Annotated in this window: 24 protein-coding genes; all 24 read left to right on the top strand. The window is 57.2% G+C overall.

Translation table 11 applies throughout. The annotated features are described in order from the left end of the window. Nucleotides 1–10 precede the first annotated feature (10 nt). The 24 genes from BW950_RS08375 to BW950_RS08260 all read left to right on the top strand — a co-directional run bounded on the left by BW950_RS08375 (nt 11) and on the right by BW950_RS08260 (nt 21681). Entirely contained in the window at nt 11–439 is a 429-nt protein-coding gene (locus BW950_RS08375) for a hypothetical protein (protein ID WP_234969063.1), read from the top strand. Further along, on the top strand, nt 436–891 hold the full coding sequence (locus BW950_RS08370; RefSeq protein WP_076488836.1) for a PTS sugar transporter subunit IIA: 456 nt from the start codon (nt 436–438) through the stop codon (nt 889–891). Before BW950_RS08375 ends, BW950_RS08370 begins: the two co-directional genes overlap by 4 nt. A gap of 10 nt (nt 892–901) precedes the next feature. Continuing rightward, nucleotides 902–1414: a Na+/H+ antiporter subunit E gene (locus BW950_RS08365; protein WP_076488835.1), complete on the top strand. Its 513-nt coding sequence runs from the start codon at nt 902–904 to the stop codon at nt 1412–1414. Between the two features lie 4 nt (nt 1415–1418). After that, nucleotides 1419–1682 (top strand): MrpF/PhaF family protein, encoded by a 264-nt coding sequence (locus BW950_RS08360; protein WP_076488857.1) that lies wholly within the window; start codon nt 1419–1421, stop codon nt 1680–1682. Then, nucleotides 1679–1981 carry a cation:proton antiporter gene (locus BW950_RS08355; RefSeq protein ID WP_076488834.1) on the top strand — a complete coding sequence of 101 codons (303 nt, stop codon included), beginning with the start codon at nt 1679–1681 and terminating at the stop codon, nt 1979–1981. The genes BW950_RS08360 and BW950_RS08355 overlap by 4 nt, the downstream gene beginning before the upstream one ends. Further along, nucleotides 1978–2217 carry a Na(+)/H(+) antiporter subunit B gene (locus BW950_RS08350; protein ID WP_076488833.1) on the top strand — a complete coding sequence of 80 codons (240 nt, stop codon included), beginning with the start codon at nt 1978–1980 and terminating at the stop codon, nt 2215–2217. Before BW950_RS08355 ends, BW950_RS08350 begins: the two co-directional genes overlap by 4 nt. Next, nucleotides 2214–2495 (top strand): hydrogen gas-evolving membrane-bound hydrogenase subunit E, encoded by a 282-nt coding sequence (gene mbhE / locus BW950_RS08345; protein WP_076488832.1) that lies wholly within the window; start codon nt 2214–2216, stop codon nt 2493–2495. The genes BW950_RS08350 and mbhE overlap by 4 nt, the downstream gene beginning before the upstream one ends. Further along, nucleotides 2492–2926 (top strand): MnhB domain-containing protein, encoded by a 435-nt coding sequence (locus BW950_RS08340; protein WP_076488831.1) that lies wholly within the window; start codon nt 2492–2494, stop codon nt 2924–2926. The genes mbhE and BW950_RS08340 overlap by 4 nt, the downstream gene beginning before the upstream one ends. After that, complete coding sequence (locus BW950_RS08335; protein ID WP_083943860.1) at nt 2926–3342, top strand: sodium:proton antiporter; 417 nt, start codon at nt 2926–2928, stop codon at nt 3340–3342. The genes BW950_RS08340 and BW950_RS08335 overlap by 1 nt, the downstream gene beginning before the upstream one ends. Next, a complete protein-coding gene (locus BW950_RS08330; RefSeq protein ID WP_076488830.1) occupies nt 3332–4993 on the top strand; it encodes a complex I subunit 5 family protein in 1662 nt (553 codons plus the stop codon). The genes BW950_RS08335 and BW950_RS08330 overlap by 11 nt, the downstream gene beginning before the upstream one ends. A gap of 358 nt (nt 4994–5351) precedes the next feature. Further along, nucleotides 5352–6695: a sn-glycerol-3-phosphate ABC transporter substrate-binding protein UgpB gene (gene ugpB, locus BW950_RS08325; protein WP_076488829.1), complete on the top strand. Its 1344-nt coding sequence runs from the start codon at nt 5352–5354 to the stop codon at nt 6693–6695. A gap of 169 nt (nt 6696–6864) precedes the next feature. Next, nucleotides 6865–7749, top strand: a complete 885-nt coding sequence (gene ugpA, locus BW950_RS08320) for a sn-glycerol-3-phosphate ABC transporter permease UgpA (protein WP_200796806.1) — start codon at nt 6865–6867, stop codon at nt 7747–7749. An 11-nt stretch (nt 7750–7760) separates the two neighbouring features. After that, nucleotides 7761–8618 carry a sn-glycerol-3-phosphate ABC transporter permease UgpE gene (gene ugpE, locus BW950_RS08315; RefSeq protein ID WP_076488828.1) on the top strand — a complete coding sequence of 286 codons (858 nt, stop codon included), beginning with the start codon at nt 7761–7763 and terminating at the stop codon, nt 8616–8618. Nucleotides 8619–8646: 28 nt separating this feature from the next. Next, on the top strand, nt 8647–9945 hold the full coding sequence (locus tag BW950_RS08310; protein ID WP_076488827.1) for an MFS transporter: 1299 nt from the start codon (nt 8647–8649) through the stop codon (nt 9943–9945). A gap of 88 nt (nt 9946–10033) precedes the next feature. Then, nucleotides 10034–11005, top strand: a complete 972-nt coding sequence (locus BW950_RS08305) for an ABC transporter substrate-binding protein (RefSeq protein WP_076488826.1) — start codon at nt 10034–10036, stop codon at nt 11003–11005. Beyond that, complete coding sequence (locus tag BW950_RS08300; protein ID WP_143559177.1) at nt 10995–11591, top strand: hypothetical protein; 597 nt, start codon at nt 10995–10997, stop codon at nt 11589–11591. Before BW950_RS08305 ends, BW950_RS08300 begins: the two co-directional genes overlap by 11 nt. After that, nucleotides 11588–12367: an ABC transporter permease gene (locus tag BW950_RS08295; RefSeq protein ID WP_076488824.1), complete on the top strand. Its 780-nt coding sequence runs from the start codon at nt 11588–11590 to the stop codon at nt 12365–12367. The genes BW950_RS08300 and BW950_RS08295 overlap by 4 nt, the downstream gene beginning before the upstream one ends. Further along, nucleotides 12364–13149 (top strand): ABC transporter ATP-binding protein, encoded by a 786-nt coding sequence (locus BW950_RS08290; RefSeq protein WP_076488823.1) that lies wholly within the window; start codon nt 12364–12366, stop codon nt 13147–13149. Before BW950_RS08295 ends, BW950_RS08290 begins: the two co-directional genes overlap by 4 nt. Nucleotides 13150–13234: 85 nt before the next feature. After that, nucleotides 13235–15151, top strand: a complete 1917-nt coding sequence (locus BW950_RS08285; RefSeq protein WP_076488822.1) for a GGDEF domain-containing protein — start codon at nt 13235–13237, stop codon at nt 15149–15151. Further along, complete coding sequence (gene nadC, locus BW950_RS08280) at nt 15141–16004, top strand: carboxylating nicotinate-nucleotide diphosphorylase (RefSeq protein ID WP_076488821.1); 864 nt, start codon at nt 15141–15143, stop codon at nt 16002–16004. The genes BW950_RS08285 and nadC overlap by 11 nt, the downstream gene beginning before the upstream one ends. 63 nt (nt 16005–16067) lie before the next feature. Beyond that, complete coding sequence (locus tag BW950_RS08275) at nt 16068–17138, top strand: quinolinate synthase NadA (protein WP_159438761.1); 1071 nt, start codon at nt 16068–16070, stop codon at nt 17136–17138. Between the two features lie 18 nt (nt 17139–17156). Beyond that, nucleotides 17157–18722 (top strand): L-aspartate oxidase, encoded by a 1566-nt coding sequence (gene nadB, locus BW950_RS08270; RefSeq protein ID WP_076488820.1) that lies wholly within the window; start codon nt 17157–17159, stop codon nt 18720–18722. Between the two features lie 74 nt (nt 18723–18796). After that, nucleotides 18797–19996, top strand: a complete 1200-nt coding sequence (locus BW950_RS08265; RefSeq protein WP_076488819.1) for an ABC transporter substrate-binding protein — start codon at nt 18797–18799, stop codon at nt 19994–19996. Further along, complete coding sequence (locus BW950_RS08260) at nt 19993–21681, top strand: sensor histidine kinase (RefSeq protein WP_076488818.1); 1689 nt, start codon at nt 19993–19995, stop codon at nt 21679–21681. The genes BW950_RS08265 and BW950_RS08260 overlap by 4 nt, the downstream gene beginning before the upstream one ends. Nucleotides 21682–21733: the final 52 nt, after the last annotated feature.

Raw genomic sequence — 21733 nt, 5'->3', positions numbered from 1 at the left:
ATGAGGCTCTGTGGCGGGAGTGCCTCCCACAGAGCCTTTGGCGGCGGTAGCAACAAAACCTGATCTTGGCTATGCTTGCTCCGTGAAATTAGTTGTCTTTATCCTGAACAATGAGGATCTTCTGGAGCGAGTTCTGGAGGCCTACGTCGAGGCGGGTATTCAGGGCGCCACAATTCTCGATTCCGAGGGTATGGGGCGCTTTCTCTCCTACGAAGTGCCGCTCTTCGCCGAGTTTCGCCGCTTCATGAAGGGCAATAAACCCTACAACAAGACGATTATCTCGGTTGTCCCCAATGTTGAGGCTATCCCCCGGCTGGAATCGCTCCTGGACCAGGTGGTGGGGGGGCTCTCTTCGGGGGGGACAGGGATATTTTTCACCGTTCCCGTGGACTACGCTGCGGGCCTTATCGATCATTCCCGGGAGGGAACAGAATCATGATGATTTCCTCGCTCCTTGAGGTCCGGACGATTGAGCTTGATTTTGCGAAACGCCGGCGACAGCACATTGTTGAGCGCCTTGTGGAGCTTGTTGCAGGAGTTCACCCTCTGGAGGATCAGGGGCGGCTGGTTCGGGAGATCCTGCAACGGGACAGCGAGGTCAGCACGGCTATCGGCGACGGTGTGGCGATTCCCCACAAGCTGACCCCGCTGGTATCGCAGCCTCAGGTTGCCTTTCTCCAGACCCGAAAGGGGGGGCATTTTTCATCGCCCGATGGAATACCGGTGCGGCTCTTTTTTCTGTTGCTGGCGCCGGAGGGATCTGTGAACGAACATCTGCGGACTCTGAGCAAGCTTGCACGCCTTCTCCATGATGCCCGGTTCAGGGAAGAGCTTCTGGAAGCAACCGTCCCGCAGGCAGTGGTGGAGATGATCCGTTCCCGTGAGGGATAAGTGCTGAGCAATGAGAAGTTCCACAAAATGGGCCGTTGTCCGGGTATGTATTACCACGTGCTATCTCTTTGCAGGGTGGTTGCTTTTTACCGGAAGCCTTGACCGGGAATCGCTTGTTCTGGGCGGACTTTGCTCCTTTCTGGTGGCTCTCTTGACCTTCGACTCCTTCATTGCAGAGACCGAGGTTGCCTGGCGAAGCCTCGTCCCGCGGATGCACTGGGGAATCTGCTATCTTTTGCTGCTTCTCTGGAAGATCTACCAGTCCAGTTTTGTCATGGCCTGGATCATGCTGAGCGGCTCCTTTCGCCCCCGGGTGGTTCATTTCCGGACACGCCTGCGTAGCGATATTGCCCGGGCAATGCTGGCCACATCGATCACCCTGACCCCCGGCACGGTAGCTTTGGAGATGGACGAAGACCACCTGGTGGTGCACTGGATGAGTGCTTCAACCTCGCACAGCCGCCATGCTGGTGTGTTGATCATGGGAGGGTTTGAAAAGCTTTTAAGGCGCTTGTGGGGGTAGCGTGATGGATCCTGTGCGATTTCTGATTTATGTCTTTTCTGCAACCACGGCGCTCTCCATGGTTCGTGTCGTTTTGGGTCCTTCCGTAGCGGACCGGATGGTGGGGCTCACCGTGGTGGCTTCGCAGGTCCTGGGGTTGCTGGTGCTCATCGCCGTTGACCAGGGCCTCACCTTCTATCTCGATGTGGCGCTGGTTTACGATATCTTCGGCTTCATCGGGATTCTTGCGATCACACGCTATGTGGGAAACAGGGAGGAGCAGCCATGATTGTCGCTGGATTAGGCTGGTTCTTTTTCATTCTGGCAGCTTTTTTCGCGATCCTCGGAACGCTGGGAGTTCTTTTCATGCCCGATGTCTACAGCCGCCTTCAAGCGGGTGCTTTGAGTGGAACCACGGCGGTTGTTTCGCTTCTGATCGGCTCAATTTTCTGGGTTGATCCGGGCCCCTTCACAGGGCGGCTTGTGGTGCTTCTCCTCTTTTTCCTCGTTTCGAGCCCCACGGCAACGCATATTATCGGCCGCTACGCCTGGCGGGAGCGCATTATACCCTGGCGGGGGTCGCGATGATCGAACTTCTTCTGACGATCCAGCTGATCCTGTCCCTTCTTGCAGTGACCGCCCGGAAGGAGCTGGTGGGCGTTCTGGCGCTGGGGCTCTTTAGTCTGGTGAGTACCGTTCTGTTTTATTTGATGGACGCTCCCGATGTGGCGCTCACCGAGGCGGCCGTGGGGGCTGGTGTTACCACGTTGATTTTCGTGTGGGTTCTTCGTCATACCAGATCGGTATCAGGGAGGGCTCAATGAGAGAGGTTGCGCGACACCTCCTGGTTCTGACCCTGGTGGGTCTTCTTGGCTGGGTCCTCCTGGGTGCGCTGGTCCCTTCCCCGGGCGAGGAGGCTGTCGGGGCGGGGCGGGCAGGGTTCCTCACGGCCAGCGAAGAAGAAACGGGAGCGATCAATGTGGTGAGTGCCATCTACCTTGCCTTTCGCGCCTACGATACCATGGGTGAGGCGATCGTGCTGATGCTTGCCGTGGCGGGCGTCAGCTTCTTTGCGGGTTCCGGGTCCGGGGGAAAGAAATGAATCGACGAACGGAGCTTCTCGATGTGATTTCCCGAAAACTGGCACCCTTCGTGATGGTCTTCGGGTTGTACCTGATTGCCTACGCTCACCGGTCTCCCGGAGGCGGGTTTCAGGGCGGGGTTGTGATTGCCTCGGCGGTGATCTTGCTGGCCCTGGGCCGGGATATTTACGACGTGGAGCGGCTTTTTCCTCTGAGGGCGCTTCATTTTGTCGAAGTTTTTGCCTTTTTTCTGGTCCTGCTGGTTGCTCTGGGAGGGGTTTTTTTCTGGGGAGGCCTCTTTTCCTATCCCCCGGCGGCCGGTAGCGACCGGTTCTGGCTCCCCCCACGGCTGGTTCTCTCGACGTTGAATGCTCTCATCGGGGTCAAGGTAGGAAGCGGTGTGACCCTTCTGGCTCTTACGCTCTTTGAAGACGACCGGAGGCGTCCCTGATGATTCTGGCAGAGATCTTCCCGGTCAGACTCATCCCGCTCGACGTGGTTTCGGCTGGAGGTCTGGCGTGGTATCTGGCGGGAGCGATCTTTCTGGTAGGGCTGGCGGGGCTCCTTCTTAACCGCCGGGCTGTGACCAAGGTGATCGCCCTGAACGTACTCAATAGCGCTTTGGTGCTCATCTTCATACTTCAGGGAAAACGGGCGGGCCAGGATGCTCCCATTCTTTTTCGGGGAGACGAGATTCCCGTTGACCCTCTGGTGCAGGCTCTGATGCTCACGGCGATTGTGGTGGGGGTCTGTGTTACGGCCCTCCTTCTGGTTCTGATTCAATGTATCTTTGATGCCACGGGAACTACCGATATCCCGAAAATCGAGATGTTTTTCCGCCGGAAGGGGGGGGGTCGTGGGAAGTGATCAGGCACTGCTTTTTCCGGTTCTGCTTCCCCTGGCGGGAGCTGTCCTGGGGCTTCTAGCTGAAACCTGGCACGCCCGGCGGGTGGGGTGGGCCTGTGCCCTGACGGGAATCGCCTCGGGTTTTGCGGTCTTTCTGATCCTGGCGCTCCGGGGCTGGTCTTCGGGCGCGCTCCCTCTGGAGGGGGTGGTCGGGGGCTGGGCTCCGGAGGTGGGTATCCTCCTGATTCTTGATTTTCCGGCGGCTGTCTTTGGGCCTCTATTGTATGGGGTCAGCTTTTTTATTCTCCTTTTTGCTTCCGGAGATCGTTCCCTGGGGTGTCTCTTCGCTGCTGTCTTTTCCATCGCCGTGGCCGGTGTTGGCGGGGTGGTGCTGGCGGGGGACCTCTTTAACATCTTTGTTTTTTTCGAGGTCCTTTCGCTCTGTGCGGTTATTCTCATCGCCTTTCAGGGTCGAGCCAGTGCGATGTACGCGGCCTTCCGCTATCTGGTGGTGGGGGCAGTATCTATCGCCTTTTATCTGTTGGGGCTTTTCTTTCTCTATCGTGCTACGGGCGAGCTGGCGTTGCGTCCTTTGCTGGCGCATATTTCCAGCGCCGGCGAGCTGTCTTCGTCGCTTCGCCTGGGTCTGGCCTGCATGATCGGGAGCGTTGCCATGCGGGTTGCTCTGGTGCCTTTTCATGGCTGGTTGCCCTCGGCTCATGGCGAAGCGCCCACGGCTGTGTCGGCCTTTCTTTCGGGAGTGCTTCTGAAAACGGGGGTGGTGGTTCTCTATCGGTTGCTGTTATTGATCCAGGCTGGCGCCGAGTATCCCCTGGTGCAGGCTTTGCTCTGGATGGGGGTGGTATCGGCCTTTCTGGGGGCCTTTGCGGCCTTTTTTCAAAGCGATGTGAAACGCCTTTTGGCGTATAGTTCCATCTCTCAGTTGGGGTATGTCGCGGCAGCCCTCGCTGCGGGCGCTCTGGGAGCTGCTTTGTTTCATGGTGTAGCCCACGCTCTTTTCAAGAGTCTGCTCTTTCTTCTGGTGGGGCGTCTTGCTGAAGGGTTGGGTACGCACGATTTCAGGATGCTTCGCAGCAAAGGAGGAATGCGGTGCTCCTCCTTTCTGGAGGGGGTGGCTTTTCTTGTTGCCGTGGCAGCCGTTATGGGGTTGCCCGGGTTTAGTGGATTTGCAGGAAAGCAGCTGGTGTTGGCCGGTGTCGCCGCGATAGAAGTTGGTCCCGCTGGAAAGGTGGCATATTGGGTGCTGAAAGCGGCAGCTTTGGGTACGGCGGCCTCCTTTGGGACCCTTTTTTTGCTGATGATCGCTCCTGGGACAAAGGAGCGGGTGGTGCGTGTCTCGCCCCGGGAGCAGATAGCTCTTCTGGTTCTTCTGGCGGGGGTCCTGTTTCAGGGGGTTGTGCGGGTTGATCTTGTTCGCTTGGGATCTTCGCTGGAGGCTTTGGGGTTTCTGATTGCCGGTGGGTTCCTTGTGGCCCTGCGCCAGCATGTTCTTCTGCGCCCGAGCAGGGAGATGACCTCCGGGGAGGGGTGCAGTACTTGCCGTCTTTCGGGGTGTTCCGATTCGTTCGGGCGTCTGGGGCATGCCCTGGGAAGTCTTGATGGGCTTATCCTGGCAATGCTGGCGGGCTTTCTGGTCCTGTTTCACCTCTGATCACGATCTCTTTTTTGTCATTTTTCTCCAGGATCAGATTAGCCTTTTACGTGAAAACCTTTTTTCCTTGACGTCCTGTTATTCCTGATTTAACATTTGATCAAGGAGGCGGCGCTGGTTTTTGATAATTGCCGCCGAAAGGAATAAAAAAGTCCAATGGCAAGCATTTCTTTCCACGGGCAACGAGGGAAGAGGCGGAGAGATGGTTGCTTACAGCGTTTAGTTTCTTAATAGGAAGAAATAAAAACCGCCTGGATTCTCATTTTGCGCTAACAGAAGTGCTTCAAATTAAGGGTATCGATTGCCGGAAAAGGCGTCATGGGGACGTGCTGCCGGAGATTCTGACAAGGAGGAACGCATGATACGAAAGCTGTTGTTTGTTGGTGTTTGTCTTGCAGGTGTGGCTGCCATGGCCTTTGCAGGAGGAGCAAAAGAAGAAGCTCGCCCCGACTATCCGATGGAACTTGAGATGTGGATCGGTCTGGGTGGAGATCTGGGACAGCGTATAGAGGAAATGGCTGCCGATTTTAACAGCCGCCAGGACAAATACGTGATCAACGTGGTGGAGCAGGGCGATTACGAAGAGGCCATGACCAGCGCGATTGCTGCGTACCGTGCGGGTAATCAACCCCACATTCTGCAGGTCTACGAGGTTGGAACCGGCACGTTCATGGGAAGCCGCCAGGTCATCAAGCCTGTCTACGAGCTCATGGCCGATGCAGGTATGCCCATGAACAAGGACGAGTATCTCTCTCAGGTTACCGCTTACTATTCGGACCTGGAAGGAAACATGCTCTCTTTTCCCTTTAACAGTTCCACGCCGATCTTCTACTACAACATCGATGCCTTTCGGGAAGCGGGACTGGATCCTCACGATCCTCCCTCAACCTGGCCGGAAGTAGCCGAAGCAGCCGAAAAGCTGATGGCGACGGGTAACTATTCTGCAGGATTTACCTTCCAGTGGCCTTCGTGGACACAGATGGAAAACTTTTCCGCTTGGCATGATGTTCCCCTTGGAACCAGGGCAAACGGAATGCTCGGGTGGGACGCTGAACTGGTCTTCAACGATGAAGTGCGTGTGCGCCATTTGCAGCAGTTGGTAGACTGGCAGAAAAATGGTGTCTTTCAGTACGGTGGACGCCGTGGTGATGCAACACCGCTTTTCACTTCCGGTGACGTTCCCATGTACATCGCCTCCTCGGCTGCCTACGCAGGGATCGCCCGCACCGCCAATTTCGAGTTCAGCGCCGGCTTTCTCCCCTACTGGCCCGATGTAGCAGGAGCCCCCCAGAACTCCATCATCGGTGGCGGGTCTCTCTGGGTTATGGGCGGTCACAGCGATGCGGAATACCAGGGGATTGCCGAGTTCTTCGCCTACCTGAGTTCTGCCGAGGTTCAGGCCGAATGGCATCAGTTCAGCGGGTATCTTCCCGTGACCTACGCCGCCTGGGAACTTTCTCGGGAGCAGGGGTTTTACGACAAGATCCCCATTCACAACACCGCTATCTCCCAGATCACTCTGAATCCTCCCACGGACAACTCCCGGGGGCTCCGGTTCGGAATGTTTCCCCAGGTTCGCAACGTGATCCTGGACGGGATGGAAGCGGCTCTGACCGGCGAGATGACCGCCCAGCGGGCTCTGGACCAGGCCGTATCACGGGGCAACGCCCTGCTTCGGGAGTTTGAGCGGACCGTCCAATAATCTGAGGCCCGCATTATGATGCCGGGTGAGGCCGCCTTGGGCGCGTGCACCCGGCAAGCGAAGATTCAACACGAGGACGGGTTTCGTCCTACCATTTCTGCGCCGGGGTCCCCAGGACCGTGGGGGCCCCGGCATCTTTATCTCTGAGAGTACGGAGGAATCAATCCCCATGATGGGCAAAAGAGTTATTTTCAAAGAGAAGGGGCTGCCCTACCTGCTCATAGCTCCGGAAGTTATTTTGGTGCTGGCCTTCTTCATATTTCCGGCCGCCCAGGCTTTGTTGCAGTCGGTTTTTCGGGAGGATGCCTTCGGGATCTCCCGGGTTTTTGTCGGGTTTGAAAACTTTCAGCGCGTTTTGTCGGAGCCGCTTTATGTCAGGGCTATCTGGACAACCCTGGGTTTTGCCTTTTCTGTGGCAGCCTCCACTATGGCGATCGCCTTGTTTCTGTCGGCCCTGTCAACGGGAATAGGGAAAAGAGCCATTGTTTACCGGACAGTTATTATTGCCCCCTACGCAGTTGCTCCGCTTGTGGCGGGTGTTATGTGGTTCTTCCTCTTCAGTCCTTCCGTCGGTTTGATATCCTACGGGTTGCGCATGGTTGGAGTCCGCTGGAATCACACGATCATCCCCGGCCAGGCCTTTTTCCTGGTGGTCCTGGCGGCATCATGGCAGAGAATTGCCTACAATTTTCTCTTTTATTTGGGTGGCATGCAGAGCATACCGGACTCGCTCATTGAGAGCGCCGCAATTGATGGTGCTTCGCCGGCAGTGCGGTTCTGGAAGATTACCTTCCCGTTGCTTTCACCCACGACCTTTTTTCTGGTGATCATGAACTTTATCTACACCTTTTTTGAAACCTTTCCGGTCATTCATCAGCTTACGCAGGGAGGGCCCAGCAACGCCACAGCTACCATGGTATACCGGATTTACCGTGACGGTTTCCGTGGCCTTGATTTTGGAGGATCGGCGGCACAGTCGGTGATTCTCATGGCCTTTGTGGTAACCGTGGTTGCCTTGCAGTTCCGCTTTGCGGAACGAAAAGTTGTCTACTAGGAGATGAGGCGATGATTACTGATCCTTTGCGAACAAGGGTGTTCCGGCACACCTTTCTTTTAATTGGTTGTCTGGTGGTAATGTTCCCGATCTACATTACCTTTGTTGCCTCTACGCTGCGGCTGGAAGAGATCTTTCAGCGACCCATGCCCTTTTTCCCGGGGCGGGAGTTGTTCAACAACTACTATAACGCGTTCTTTGTCGGGGGACGGGGATTAGGCGGAGCTCAGGGAATTGGTGCGATGGTTATGGTTCAGAACAGTGCGATCATGGCGCTGGGAATTACCATTTCCAAGATAATTATCTCGCTCCTTTCTTCCTTTGGTATCGTCTTTTTCCGTTTCCCTGGCCGGGGAATCGCCTTCTGGCTGGTGCTCTTTACCCTCATGCTCCCCGTGGAGGTTCGTATTGTACCCACCTACCAGATGGTCTCCGACATGGGCTTGCTCAACAGTTATCCGGGATTGATCATGCCTCTGGCGGTTTCGGCGACAGCTACGTTCCTTTTCCGCCAGTACTTCATGACCATACCCGACGAGCTGATAGAGGCGGCAAAAATGGACGGGGCGAGCCCCATGAGGTTTTTTCGATCCATCCTGGTGCCCATGTCGCGAACTCCCATCGCGACGCTGGTGGTAATTCAGTTCGTCTATGGCTGGAATCAGTATCTCTGGCCTCTGATCGCCACGACGGAGCGGCGTTTCTGGACGCTCATGATCGGACTGAGCCGCATGCTGGCCACGGCCGACCACCAGGCGGATTGGCATATTGTGATGGCTATAACCATCATTGCCATGATTCCCACGATTGTTATCGTTCTGAGTATGCAGAAGCTTTTTGTGAAGGGGTTGACGGAGTCGGAAAAATAGCCCAAGACATTTCCTGGGGCAGGAATCGATGAAGAACAATGATATCAGGGCCGGGGAGATGTCTTCCCGGCGAATGTACCGCCGCTCCCTTGTGATAGGGAGCGGTTTTTTTACAGTGGCTCTCATTGAGCCCATGTACAGTGCCTACATCCCTCTTATGCTTGCCGATTATCTCTCCACATCGGCGTCGGTTGGGGTTGTTCTGAGCCTTCTTAATCTGATCGCTCCCCTGGTGATCCCGCTTTTTTCAACTCTCTCGGATCGCACGGAGACTGTCCTGGGAAAACGCATGCCCTACATTCTCTTCTTTCTTCCCCTGGCGGCACTTTCCCTGGCAGTAGTTCCCCTGGCTGCCCACCGGAGCTTTGCCGTTCTTGTGGGGGCTCTGGCGGCGATGAACTTCTTCCGCCACGCTGCCCGGGGTCCCATTGTCTCGCTTATGCCCGACCTGGTTCCTCCCCGGCATCGATCGCAGTCAAACGGAGTGATCAACATGATGGCGGGGGTGGCGGGTATAACGTCCACGGTGCTTCTGGCCCCTCTCATCGCCGTGGTTGTGATAGTTCCTGGAGTGGGAGCGCTTCGAAGGGTTCTTCCCTTCTGGATCATCGCAGTCCTTATCCTCTTCTCTACGGCCTTCCTCTTCCTGAATGTTAAAGAAAGGAAAGATGCTCTCCCCGGCGATGGACACGCCGATGACGGGCGCCCTGGCGTGAGGGAATCACTTCGGGAGATTCTCGCCTCCGGATCCGGAGGATCCCTGCCGGTTTTCGGGGCGGTGTTGTGCTGGTTTTTTGCCTGGATGCTGGTGGTTCCCTTTCTTACCATGTACGCCAGGGACCATCTGGGCGCAGGGGAGGCTGGCGCAACTCTCTCCTACGGCATGCTTGCGGTCTCGCAAACGCTTTTTGCGATACCCGGGGGAATCCTGGCAGCCCGATGGGGGCGGCGGAGAATGATGACCCTCGCCCTGGTGCTGCTTGTGCTGGTTGGTTTGGGGGCCTGTCTGAACGCCCGGGCGGCTGAAGCGGGATCCGGGGTGGCTCTTTTTATCTTTTGGGGGCTTCTGTTTCTGCTGGGTGCGGCCTGGGTGATTCTGACCACGAACTGTTTGCCCCTGCTCTGGGACATGGGTGGTTCCCGGCGGGTCGGGTTGTATACCGGTCTCTATTACGCAGCCTCCCAGACAGCCCTTGTCGCGGGGCCTGCGGCAGGGGGGGGCTTGGTGGATAATGCGGGGTTCCAGGGGCTGTTTTTGGCGTTCTCGTTTCTCATGGGCACGGCAGCGGTGTTTCTGAGAATTTCCAGGCCCGGAAGTTCTTGTTAGGTTGAGCGAATAATGTTATTGACGCGCAACGATGTTTTGATTATAACCCTAGTCATCAATTCTGAAGAATAGACGAAAGGGGTTTCCCATGAAGCGGTCCTACACCGTATCTGTTTCTGCACTTCTTCTGGTGCTGGCAAGTCTTGTTCTCTTTGTCTCGGCCGGACGCAAGGAGGCGCAGGTTCCCTCGGAGATCAATGTTTCCTACGTAACCTCGCCCTTTAATCTGCCCATTATCATCATGCGCGAAAAGGGCCTTCTGGAGGAGGAGTTTGCTCCCCAGGGCATCACCATCAACTGGCACGAGATCACCTCGGGAGCGCATCAGGCAACAGCCATGGCTGCCGGAAGTCTCGATATCGCCTCGGTGATCAATAGCACATCGGTGATCCTCTCCAACGCTGCCGGAAATGAGGTAATCATTGCAGCTGGTTTCAGCAGGCCCCAGCAGACCTTCGGGATTATGGCTGGCCCTGATGGCCCCTCTTCGGTGGCCGATCTGCGGGGAGCCCGCGTGGCTGGTCCCAAGGGAACGGTTCTTCACCAGATTCTGGTCTCGGCCCTGGATGCCCACGGCATGAGCGAAGAAGACATCGAGTTCTTCTCCATGGGGCTTCCCCAGGCCCGGATGGCTCTGCTGGCGGGAGAGGTCGATGCAGCGCTGCAGGCAGCGAGCCTTATTATTCGCAATCAGGAGGCGGGCTATTCCTTGATCGCCACGGCCGAGGGGTACGTTGTGCCGAAGCTTGTGGTGGGTGTGCGGCCCCGGTTTCTGGAGCACCACCCCGATCTGGTGGAGCGCTATCGCCAGGTCCAGGAGCGGGCTCTTGCCTTTATCGAGGAGAATCTCGAGGAGGCAATCGCTATCGGCGCCGCCGAGCACGAGATCTCTCTGGAAGATGCCTGGAAGCTCTACGAATGGGGCGATTTCATGATGCACCTTTCCCCGGATGATCTGGCAAGTCTCTCCGAGGATGTGGAATTTCTTCTTGCCCAGGGAATGATCGAAACAACCCTGGATGCGCTATCCTTTGTGGATGAGGCAGCTCTTGCCCGCTGAAATCGTCTCCGGTGTGCCTCCCTTGATCCTCCTGGACGAGGGATATGAGGTATCTTTTACGTGGGAGCAGGTCTTCTCGTTCCTGGGGTATCGGAACATTATCGCCTCTGCCATCATGACCCGGCTCTTTTCCCGGGCCTTCCGTGAGTTGTCGCCCGATGCTCCCCCCGACCGTGAGGAGCTGGCGCTCCTCACGGCTTTCCCCGGTGAGGGCATTCTCGAGGCGCTTGAGTTGGTGACCCGTGTGCCCACGCGGCATCCGGAACGGCTGGTGATTAACCCCTTGGCGGGGCCAGACGAGGCTCCCCGTGTTCCCGGGGGGCGCTTTTATCTTGAGATCCAGGTTGGCCAGCAGCGGAGAGGCTACTGGCCCTCGACGGACCTTATCAATGATCGCTTTCGGGATCAGGTTGAGCGCTTTCAGGAAGGGGCCGGAACACCCCGGGAGCAGGAACAGTACCGACGGTACAAGGAGGAAACGGCCCGTCATATCCTGCATCTGGAAGAGGATGAGCTGTTTACGTCTCGTCCTCCTTCGTCCCTTGTTTCTTTCTCTCGCGATGTCCCGGGGGCCAGCGCGACGTGAAGCGGTCTGTGGTGCTGCTCCTGCGGAGGCTTTGGGTTCCGGGGCTCCTCTTCTGTCTCTGGTGGTTTCTCAGCTGGGCCGGCATGGTCCACCCCTACCTGATTCCCTCACCCTGGCGGGTGTGGCAGGCTGCCCGGGGACTCGTGCAAACGGGAGTGCTTTTTCGTCATGTCTCGGTGAGTCTCGGCAGGGTTTTTTTGGGCTATGCCTTTACCGTGGCAGCGGCGTTGCCCCTGGCTTTAGTATTTCATCACTGGCCCAGGTGGTCGCAACGGTTCTCCCTCATTCTTGCTTTTTTTCGGGCAACTCCTCCCCTTGCGCTCATTCCCATGCTGATCCTCTGGTTTGGTATCGGTGAGGCTTCCAAGATCGCCGTGATCGTGATGGCCAGTTTTTTTCCCATCTTTCTGAACGCCTACGACGGACTGGAGCGTGTGGAAGGTCGGTGGCACGAACTGGCGCTGTCTCTGGAGCTGCGGTACTGGGAACGTCTTCTCTTTGTGCTCTTTCCCGGAGCGCTCCCCTACATTATAACAGGTTTGCGTATCGGTTTTGGCTACGCCTGGAGGGCTCTGGTGGGGGCCGAGCTCTTTGCAGCCTCTGCCGGGTTGGGATACCTCATCCTGGATTCCCAGGAAATGGCCCGGACCGATCGGGTTGTGCTGGGAATACTCACTATCGGTGTGCTGGGGCTTCTTTTTGATTCGCTTCTTCATTGGGTCGCTCAAAGGCTTACTCCCTGGTCAGACCCGAAATCGCAGGAGGCTGAGGTATGATCTCTCTTGAAGTCCACAACCTTTCATGTCAGTACACCACCCGGGACCGATCGGTCCTGGCTGTGGATCGCCTGGATCTGAAAGTTCATTCCGGAACCTTCACAGCGATTGTTGGTGCCAGCGGGTGCGGCAAGACCACCTTGCTGAGGCTCATAGCGGGGTTGCGCAGGGCCGACCAGGGAAGTATCTCCTTTGGCGGTGCTGCGGACCCTGATCGCCGCCATCACGCTGCCCTTGTTTTCCAGGATGACCGGCTGCTCCCGTGGCTTACGGTTCGGCAGAATCTTTTGCTGGCCCTTCGCAGGGAAGCCCTTGGGGCTCCCGAGAGAGAGGAACGGCTTCGGGCAGCTTTGGAACTTGTGAAAATGGAACGCTGGGGGTCAGCGTACCCCTATCAGCTCTCGGGGGGCATGGCCCAGCGAGTGAACCTGGCTCGAGCTCTCTGTCAGCGACGGTCCCTGTGGCTCCTGGATGAACCCTTCAGCGCGCTCGATGCAATCACACGACTCCAGCTTCAGCAGGAGCTCTCCCGACTCTGGGCGGCGGAGGAGCCCACGGTCCTTCTTGTGACGCACGATATCAGTGAGGCTGTTCTTCTGGCGGATCGGGTTCTCACCATGGGCGAAGGGGTGATCCTCCATGACCGGTCGCTCGAGCTGCCCCGTCCCCGCCGGAGAAGCGACCCCGCTTTTATCGCTACTGTCTCGGCTATCGAGGAATCGCTTCTGGGAACACCCGGGGAAGAAGCTCCTCGCCAGGACAAAAAAGAGGCAACCCCGTAGGGCAGACTGCAGACAGAGGCGAATCAGGTAACCCCAACCAGGTAACCCCCTCAAGGGGCGCGACCTGTGGTAGTATTATCTGCTCATGATGCGTGGTCCCGGGGATTTCTGTCGCAACTTTTTTCCTTTTATCTCGCTTCTTCTTGGGGCTCTTTTTCTGGTGCTCTGTCTGACCCTTTCGGGGTGGTCCTTTCGAGCACGGCCTCTGGCAGAGTATCGCAGCGGTCAGGGAGGAGGAGTGTTTCTTTTTCCCGAAGAGGCTTCGGTTGCACCCTTTCTTCTGACGGGAGAATGGGCGGTCATGCCAGGCGAGTACCGGCCTCCGGGTACGCATCCGCCGGATCCAGCCGATCAGCGACTCCTGAATGTTCCGCCTCCCCGGGGGCGATTTTATCTTCCTTCGGGGGATCGCTATATTTCCGGTCCCATTACCTATCGGGCTGTATTGCGCCAGATTCCCCGCGAGGGTCTTTCGGGGATCACGATCCCCTTTGTTCAGGGAGGGCTTCAGGTCTGGGGAAACGGCAGGCTTCTTTTTTCTACAGCTTCGCTTGGGCCATCTCCCGGAGTTCGCCCCGGGATGGCCCGGGGTCTCGGGTTTTTTTTGGGTGCCCCGGGAGCCTCTTTTCGTATGGAGCGGAGTCTCCTGATTCCTCTGCTACCTGATCAGGCCGGGGATCTTGATCTGGTGCTGGCCTTTGATAATATCTTTCAGCCCTATGGAGGGTTTACCTTGGCAGCCCCCGTGGCAGGAGATCTGGGATCGCTTCAGCGCATTCGTTCGGCGCGGATCTTTCGCGATGGTTTTCTGACGGGGGCGTTGCTTCTGGTTGGGGTGTTTCACCTTCTCCTCTTTCCCGCTTCCCGCAGAGACTGGAGTCATCCCTGTTTTTCCCTGGTCTGCGTGACAGCTGCGCTCTTTCTTGGAACCCTTCAGGGTGAGATGGTTCTTGCCACGCTGGGGATGCTGAAGGGGCTGCTCCTGGTGCACCTTCAGGGAGTCTTGCTGTTTGGCTTCCCTCTGCTCTACCTGGTGTTTCTCCAGCGGCTTTTTCCCCGGGAGTTGACGTTGAGGGAGGTCCGCTGGCCCCTGGCGGGGTTGATGATTCTTCTGGGAGCTTCCCTTGTGGCGCCTTTGCGCTGGAAACTTGATCTGGCCGTGCTCGGTATTCCCTGGGCCACCTGGGGGGCTGTGGTGCTGGTGCGAACCCTCTGGCGGGCCCGTCGAATACCCCGGGGGGGATCATCCCTGATAGCCGGAGGAGTTATGGTGTGGACCCTTTTCGGCCTCTTCGACGGCCTCCACCTTCTCCGGGGCAGCCAGCCCCTTCTGTGGTTGAGTCAGTACGGAACGGTGCTCTTCGTGCTCGCCAACTCCCTGGCTCTTTCCTGGCGTGTTGTGGATTATCGGCTCTCCCTGGCTCTGTTACAGGATGAAGCCCATCATGACGGTCTTACAGAGTTATGGAACCGCCGGAATCTCGACCTTCATCTGCGTGAAGAGTGGGGGCAACACCTCCGAAAAGGAGCTTCCCTGGCTGTTGTCATTGTGGATATCGACCATTTCAAGCGCTATAACGACACCCTCGGCCACCAGGCCGGGGATCGGGCGCTCAAAGAAGTGTCCCGCTTGCTCCGCGATGAAGCAAGCCGTCGCAAGGACTATCTTGCCCGCTATGGAGGGGAGGAGTTCGTTCTGCTCCTTCCTGATACCACCTCGGAAGGAGCTTATCAGGTCGCTCTTCGGGCCTGCGAGCGGGTCCGGGCTGCGGAAATACCTCATCCCCAGGGAATTGGTGGAGTTTTGACCATCAGCCTGGGTGTCGCTGCAACGATTCCTGGCAACAAGGAAGATGAAGCAGGACCGGGACACTTGCTCTTCCAGGCCGATCAGGCTCTGTACCGGGCAAAAAAACGGGGTCGCAATACCGTGGAGGCCGGAGGACCTCTTGCGACGCCTCGGGAGGAGCGATATTCTAGGTGGATAGCTCATGAAAACTGAACAGGATTATCAGAAAGGACTGCCCGAGCTGATTGACCGGGCTCTGGAAGAGGATCTGGGCGGCCTCCCGCCCAAGGGGCTCGACATCACCTCGGAGGCGATTTTCAGCGACGAGACCGGTCAATTTTCTCTCATAGCAAAAGAATCGGGGGTCCTCTGCGGAAAAGAGGTCGTTTCGGCGGTTGTCGCTCGGGTTGACCCCTCGGTGAGGGTGAGCTGGAGGTATAACGACGGCGATTCTTTCTCCGGTGGGGCAGTGATAGCCTCACTGGACGGATCGGTTCGAACGATTCTTCAGGCTGAACGGACTGCCCTGAACTTTCTTTCTCACCTCTCGGGCATAGCAACCCGGACTGCCGAGTTCGTTCATGCCCTGGGGGGGCGGTCAGTACTTTTGGATACCCGCAAGACCGTGCCGGGCTATCGGCTTCTTCAAAAGTATGCTGTTCGGTGTGGCGGGGGGGAGAATCATAGGACCGGACTCTACGATATGGTGATGATCAAAGACAACCACATTGATGCAGCGGGAGGAATCATGGCTGCTGTGGAGCGCGTCCGGACGCGCTGGGGTGATCGCTACAAGATTGAGGTGGAAGCGCGAACGCTGAAAGAGGTGGAAGATGCCCTGGCCTGCGGAGTTGACCGAATCATGCTCGATAACATGAGTGACCACGAGATGAGCCAGGCCGTAAAGCTGGTAGCCGGCAGGGCAGAAACCGAGGCCTCCGGGACGATGACACGAGAGCGAATAGCCCGGGTTGCCCCGACAGGGGTTGATTATATATCATTCGGGATGCTGACGCACACGGTAATACCTGTCGACTTTAGCCTGCGCACACACCGCGAGGGCTGATACAGGGTCTTTTCAGGTTCTGCGGTGTGCGCACGAACCATCCAATACCCCCAGGCGGTACCAGTGGAACGAATAGAAAACGAGGGGGCATCCCTCTTTGACATCCTTGATGTGAAGGAACGTCTTGGGTCGAGGCTGTTGATTCCTGCCCATTTTTACGTTGCCAGCGATGTAGTGGATCTTGCAGATTGCGTTGGTGACTCCTATAAACTCGCTGTGGATGTGAGCAGAAACGATGCAGAGTTCATTGTTTTTTGCGGAGTGCGTTTTATGGCCGAAGGAGCACGGGTTCTCGCCCGGGATCACCAGCGGGTTCTGATGCCCGAAAGGGCTGCGGGGTGCCCCATGGCGGACATGATCGATGCCGCAACGGCTCGGGACGTTCTGACTCTTCTTCAGAGGGCTTCCTCCCGACCTGTTGTCCCCGTGGTGTACATGAACTCCGATACTGCCACAAAGAGTCTCTGCGGTCAGGAAGGCGGTGCCGTTTGTACCAGTTCCAACGCCACGGCGATACTTCAATACTATTTTGATCAAGGGAAGAACGTCTTTTTCTTTCCCGATTATCACCTGGGCAGTAATGTGGCCAGGGCTCTTGGAATTCCCCCAGAGCAGACTCTGCGGGTTTCCCGCGAAACCCGAAGCCATGATTTCTCCAATCGGGATGAGCCGAGGTTGTTTCTCTGGGATGGACACTGCCCCGTCCACGTGGGTTTTACTCCTCGGGACGTGGAACGTCTCCGGGGTGAGCATCCTGATGCCCAGGTGATGGTGCACCCCGAGTGCGAGGCCTCCGTGGTAGATATGGCTGATTCCTGGGGGTCAACCCGGGAGATCCGTGATGCCGTGGCCGGCTCTCCTCCGGGAACCTCCTGGATCATCGGGACGGAGTTGAACTTTGTGAAGACCCTGGCGCGGGATAATCCTGACAAAAAGGTGCTCCCCCTCAAGGCCTCGTTGTGCCGCAACATGGCAAAGGTCACTGTGGCGAACACAGCCCGGGCGGTGCGCTCTGTTGAGGATTTTCTCCAGGGACGAGGTGATCTGTTTCAGGAGGTTCAGGTGGATCCGTTTCTTGCCCGGGACGCCCGGCAGGCCCTGCACAAGATGATTTCCATCGTGGAACAGGGTTAGGGCGGTTTCGAGGGGGCTATGGAACACGTCTATGATGCCCTCATTGTGGGGTGCGGTATTGCAGGTCTTTCCTGCGCAATCCGTCTGAAAGAGACGGGTTGTTCTGTGGTGGTAATCACCAAAGCAGACACTCTTCTGGAGACGAACACCCGCTACGCCCAGGGAGGGGTTGTTTCAGCCTGCCCCGATGACTCAGCGGAGCTTCTCGGGGAGGATATTATCCGGGCCGGCGGTGGCTATAACCGGAGAGATGCCGTAGAGATCTTTGCCCGGGAGGCTCCGGAGCTGGTGCAGAATTTTCTGGTCGATCGGGTCGGGGCCAAACTGGTAAAGACCGCCGAGGGTACGCTCCATTACACCGGCGAGGCTGCCCACAGCGTGCGAAGAGTTGCCCACGACAACGATCGCACGGGAAAGACACTCCAGCAGGCTCTCCTCGCCCGCGCTCAGGCTCTTGGAATTCCTCTCGTGACGGGGCGTACCGCTGTAGATATCATTACCAACGATCATCATTCCGACGATGTCCAGGAGGTTTTTGCTGACCGCGAGGTGATGGGCCTCTATGTGCTGGATAACGCCTCCGGCACGGTCGAGACCTGGTGCGCCCATGCTGTGGTCCTTGCAACCGGGGGTGGCGGCAATCTTTTTCACCATACCACGAACCCCGCTCTTGCCACGGGTGATGGTATCAGCATGGCCCATCGGGCGGGTGCCGAGACAATCCACATGGAGTTTGTCCAGTTTCACCCGACCTGTTTTTTCCATAGCGACATCAAGAGATTCTTGATATCCGAGGCCCTGCGGGGTGAGGGAGGGAGAATCGTTGACCACCGGGGGAGGCCGTTCATGAAAGAATACTCACCCCTGGCTGATCTGGCCCCCCGCGATGTGGTTTCCCGGGCAATCTATGACCGCATGGCCAGGAGCGGCAGGGAATGCATGTTTCTGGATCTCTCCACCTACTATTCCGGCAGGGAATCTATCCGGGAACGGTTTCCCACAATTTATGAAACCTGCCTGCAGGGCGGGGTTGATATCTCTTGTGAACCGATCCCGATTGTTCCGGCAGCGCATTACCTCTGCGGCGGAGTGAAGGCCGATCTCTTTGGCCGGGCATCGGTAAAAAATCTCTACGCCCTGGGGGAGGTTGCCTGTACGGGACTCCACGGGGCAAACCGTTTGGCCTCGACATCCCTGCTTGAGGGGGTCTTCTGGGGGCTCCGCGCAGCCGATGATATCGCGTCCCGGGAACAGGCAATAAAACTGTCCCGTCTTGAAGCTCTTCGCGAGTGGGAGGCTCCATCTTCTTCGGAAGAAGTTGATCCGCTCCTGGTTGATCAAGACATGAAGCTCATTCAGCTTACCATGTGGAACTACGCGGGTATTATTCGCACCGAGCGGGGGTTGCGTCGGGCCGATGCAGACCTGGCGTACCACACTCACCGAATCATGAAGTTCTATCGTCAGGCCCGGGTAAACCGCAGAATTCTGGAACTTCGAAACGCCGTGGTGAGCGCATCTCTTATTGTGAAGGGAGCCTTGCGAAACAAAGCATCCGCAGGGTGTCACCACCGCATGTCCTGACTTCACGATCCTCAGGCGCATCCATTGACCTGTCTTCCCCGGAGTCTTACCATTAAGGAAGGTGGGGGGGGCTAATGGCGCAATTTTTCGAGCATTCCCGGCAGAACCGTTGGTGCAAGGGGCGGAGGAGTCCCTGGTCATTCGTCAGGATACTCCTGCTGATCCTCATTGTTTCTCTGGCTCCTCTTTTTTCTGGTTGCGCCAGGCAGGATACGATCACTATCGGGTTTTTGGGAAGCCTCACGGGGAGCCTCTCCGATCTGGGCAGGGCGGGGCGCAACGCGGTGATCCTGGCTGTGGAAGAACAGAATGCCCGGGGCGGCATCAAGGGACGGTCTCTGGAGGTCCTCGCCAGGGATACGAAGCAGAATCGCGAAACGGCGATCGCGCGCATGCACGCCCTGGCCGATGCGGGCGTGGTAGCGGTGATTGGCCCCATGACAACAGAAATTGCTCTGGCCCTCCAGGACCCATCCCGGCAACGCGGCCTGGTTCTGATCTCTCCCACCGTAAGTGGTGATGCTCTCACAGGGGTGGATGATTTTTTCTTCCGCGTCATGGAGACGAACGTTAAAGAAGCCCTGTCTCTGGCGGAACACAGTTATGACGCAGAAGGATTCCGGAGAGCCGCCGTGATCTATGACGAGGCGAACGAGGGCTACGCTGAACCTTTTTACCAGAAAGTGAGGGATCATTTCGAGACTCTGGGTGGAGAGATAATCCTTGTCGAATCCTATCGCTCGGGATCGGGGACGCGCTTCTCGGGGGTTGTGGAACGCCTTGTGGAGTCTGGCGTCGATGGAATCTTCCTGATAACGGGCGCACACGATGCAGCCCGAATCTCCCAGCAGGTTCGTCTTAAGGCTCCGCAGGTGCCGCTTCTTTCCAGCAGTTGGGCAATGACCGAGGAGTTGATTGCCCACGGGGGAAATGCTGTGGAAGGGATGGTCTTCTTTAACCGCTACATGCCGGACCCTTCAAGCGCGGAAGGAGCCCGGTTCCGCGAGGCCTATCGCCAGCGGTTTTCCGAGGAGCCCAGTTTTGCCGCAACCTTCTCCTATGAAGCGGCCCGGGTGCTGATTTCCCTTCTGGAGGATACCCGAAAACGGGAGGAGATCAAACCTGCCCTTCTGGCCCGTCGGGAGTTTCCGGGGGTTCTGGGTCCCATTGTGTTTGATTCCTATGGCGATGTATTGCGCCAGTTGTACCGCATTAAGGTCAGGGACGGGGCTTTCCGGATCGTGGGATTTTCCAGCGATGAGGAGAAGGAGTGAAGATTTTCTCCAGCCTGAAGCAGATCCTCCTGTTTCTATATCTCTTTTCCACGGTGATTCCTTTGCTCTTCCTGGGAGGGGTGAGTTATTCAACCTTGCGCGGGGTCCTCGAAGAGGAGGTTGTGGCGACGCAACATCTTCTCTCGCGGGAGATGGCAAGCCGGGTTTCGCGGGTGGCCTTCGAAGCGGAGAGTGTCCTGAACTACGCCCGGGCTATTTTGCGGGACGCTGCAGGGAAACAGTCTTCCCGGGAGGTTCAGAATCTTCTGGCACGTCTGGTTGAGAACTACGATTTCTTCAAGCGACTGACGCTTCTTGACGAAACCGGAAGAGTGACCCTCTCCGTCCCTGCAAGCCCCGAGCAGATGGGCCTGGATATGTCCCGGCAGCAGTTTTTTCTGGAACGGGGAAAGGGAGATCTTCCGCTCTGGTCGCGAGCCTTTGTGTCCCTCGAGACGGGATCTCCCACGGCGACCCTCTCGGTGCCCCTGGGGGAGTCCGTCCTGGTGGGGTTTCTTGATCTTTCGGTTCTGGGATCCATTGTTTCGGGAATCCGCCTGGGAGAGACGGGGTTCGCCCTGATCAGGGATCAGGTTCAGACCGTTATCGCTCATCCTGACCCCCGGTATGTTCAGGAAATGAGGAACATGACCCAACTACCTGACCCCGGTGATCCCGGAGACGGCTATGGTGAAACCCGGCAGTTTTATCTGGATGGGCGGGCATATCAGGGGCTGTCGGTTTCTGTGGAACCTTCGGGCTGGTCTCTTTCCCTTCTTCAGGAGAGGGCTGAAGCGCTTGCTCCGGTAAGGACGATTCTGACGACGATCCTGGTCGTTCTTGCCTGTGTCCTCCTTTTGGGGACTCTGATCTCTTTTTCCTTGTACTGGCGCATTCTGAAACCAGTGAAACGTCTGGTGGAACAGACGGGACAGATCAGTTCGGGAGTTTATCGGTTCGGGGAGACCGAAGCCAGTTTTCGGGAGGTTGAGGCGCTCCACCACGCCTTTGTCGCCATGGGGGGAGTTCTGGAGGCCCGGGAAGGAGCGTTGCGGGACTCTCTGCGGGAAAAGGAGGTTCTTCTCCAGGAAGTACACCATCGGGTGAAGAATAACTTTCAAATGATTATCAGCCTCCTGAATCTTCAAATGCTTCAGACTCCCCAGGAGGATGCGCAGGAGGCCTTTATTGAAGCAGAAGGGCGAATACGCTCCATGGCGCTGGTTCATGAAAAAATTTACCGTTCCGATAGTCTCTCCCGCATTGATTTCGGGAGTTACATCGGTGATATCCTGGAGGAACTCTATTTGGCCTACTCGGCGCAGGACCAGGGAATCTCCCTGGATTCTCACGTGGAAGAGGTAGACCTTTCAATCAACGAAGCGATTCCCTGCGGACTCATCCTGAACGAACTCGTCACGAATGTTCTCAAACACGCCTACCCACCGGGGTTCACAGGAGAAAAATCTCTGGGAATCCGCTTCCACAGAGTCCGGAAACAGGAGGCCGAGCTTGTTGTGTGGGATCGGGGAGTAGGGGCCTCGCTGTCGGAGCAGGGCGAGTTCTCCCTGGGCAAGACTCTGGTGCAGCAACTGGCCCGGCAATTGAAAGGAGATCTCTCTGTCACATCTTCGGAAGGAACCGTAACAACGCTTCGATTTCCTCTGACAGCGGCCTCGTCCTGAGATCCTGTACCGGGCTCTGTTCTGAAGAGGCGCGATCTTCCCCCATTCCCCT

The sequence above is a fragment of the Alkalispirochaeta americana genome (assembly GCF_900156105.1).
In the GTDB taxonomy this organism is placed as follows: Bacteria; Spirochaetota; Spirochaetia; order DSM-27196; family Alkalispirochaetaceae; genus Alkalispirochaeta; species Alkalispirochaeta americana.
Note: the sequence above shows the minus strand (reverse complement) of the source record. Positions and strands in the feature narration are given on the sequence as shown.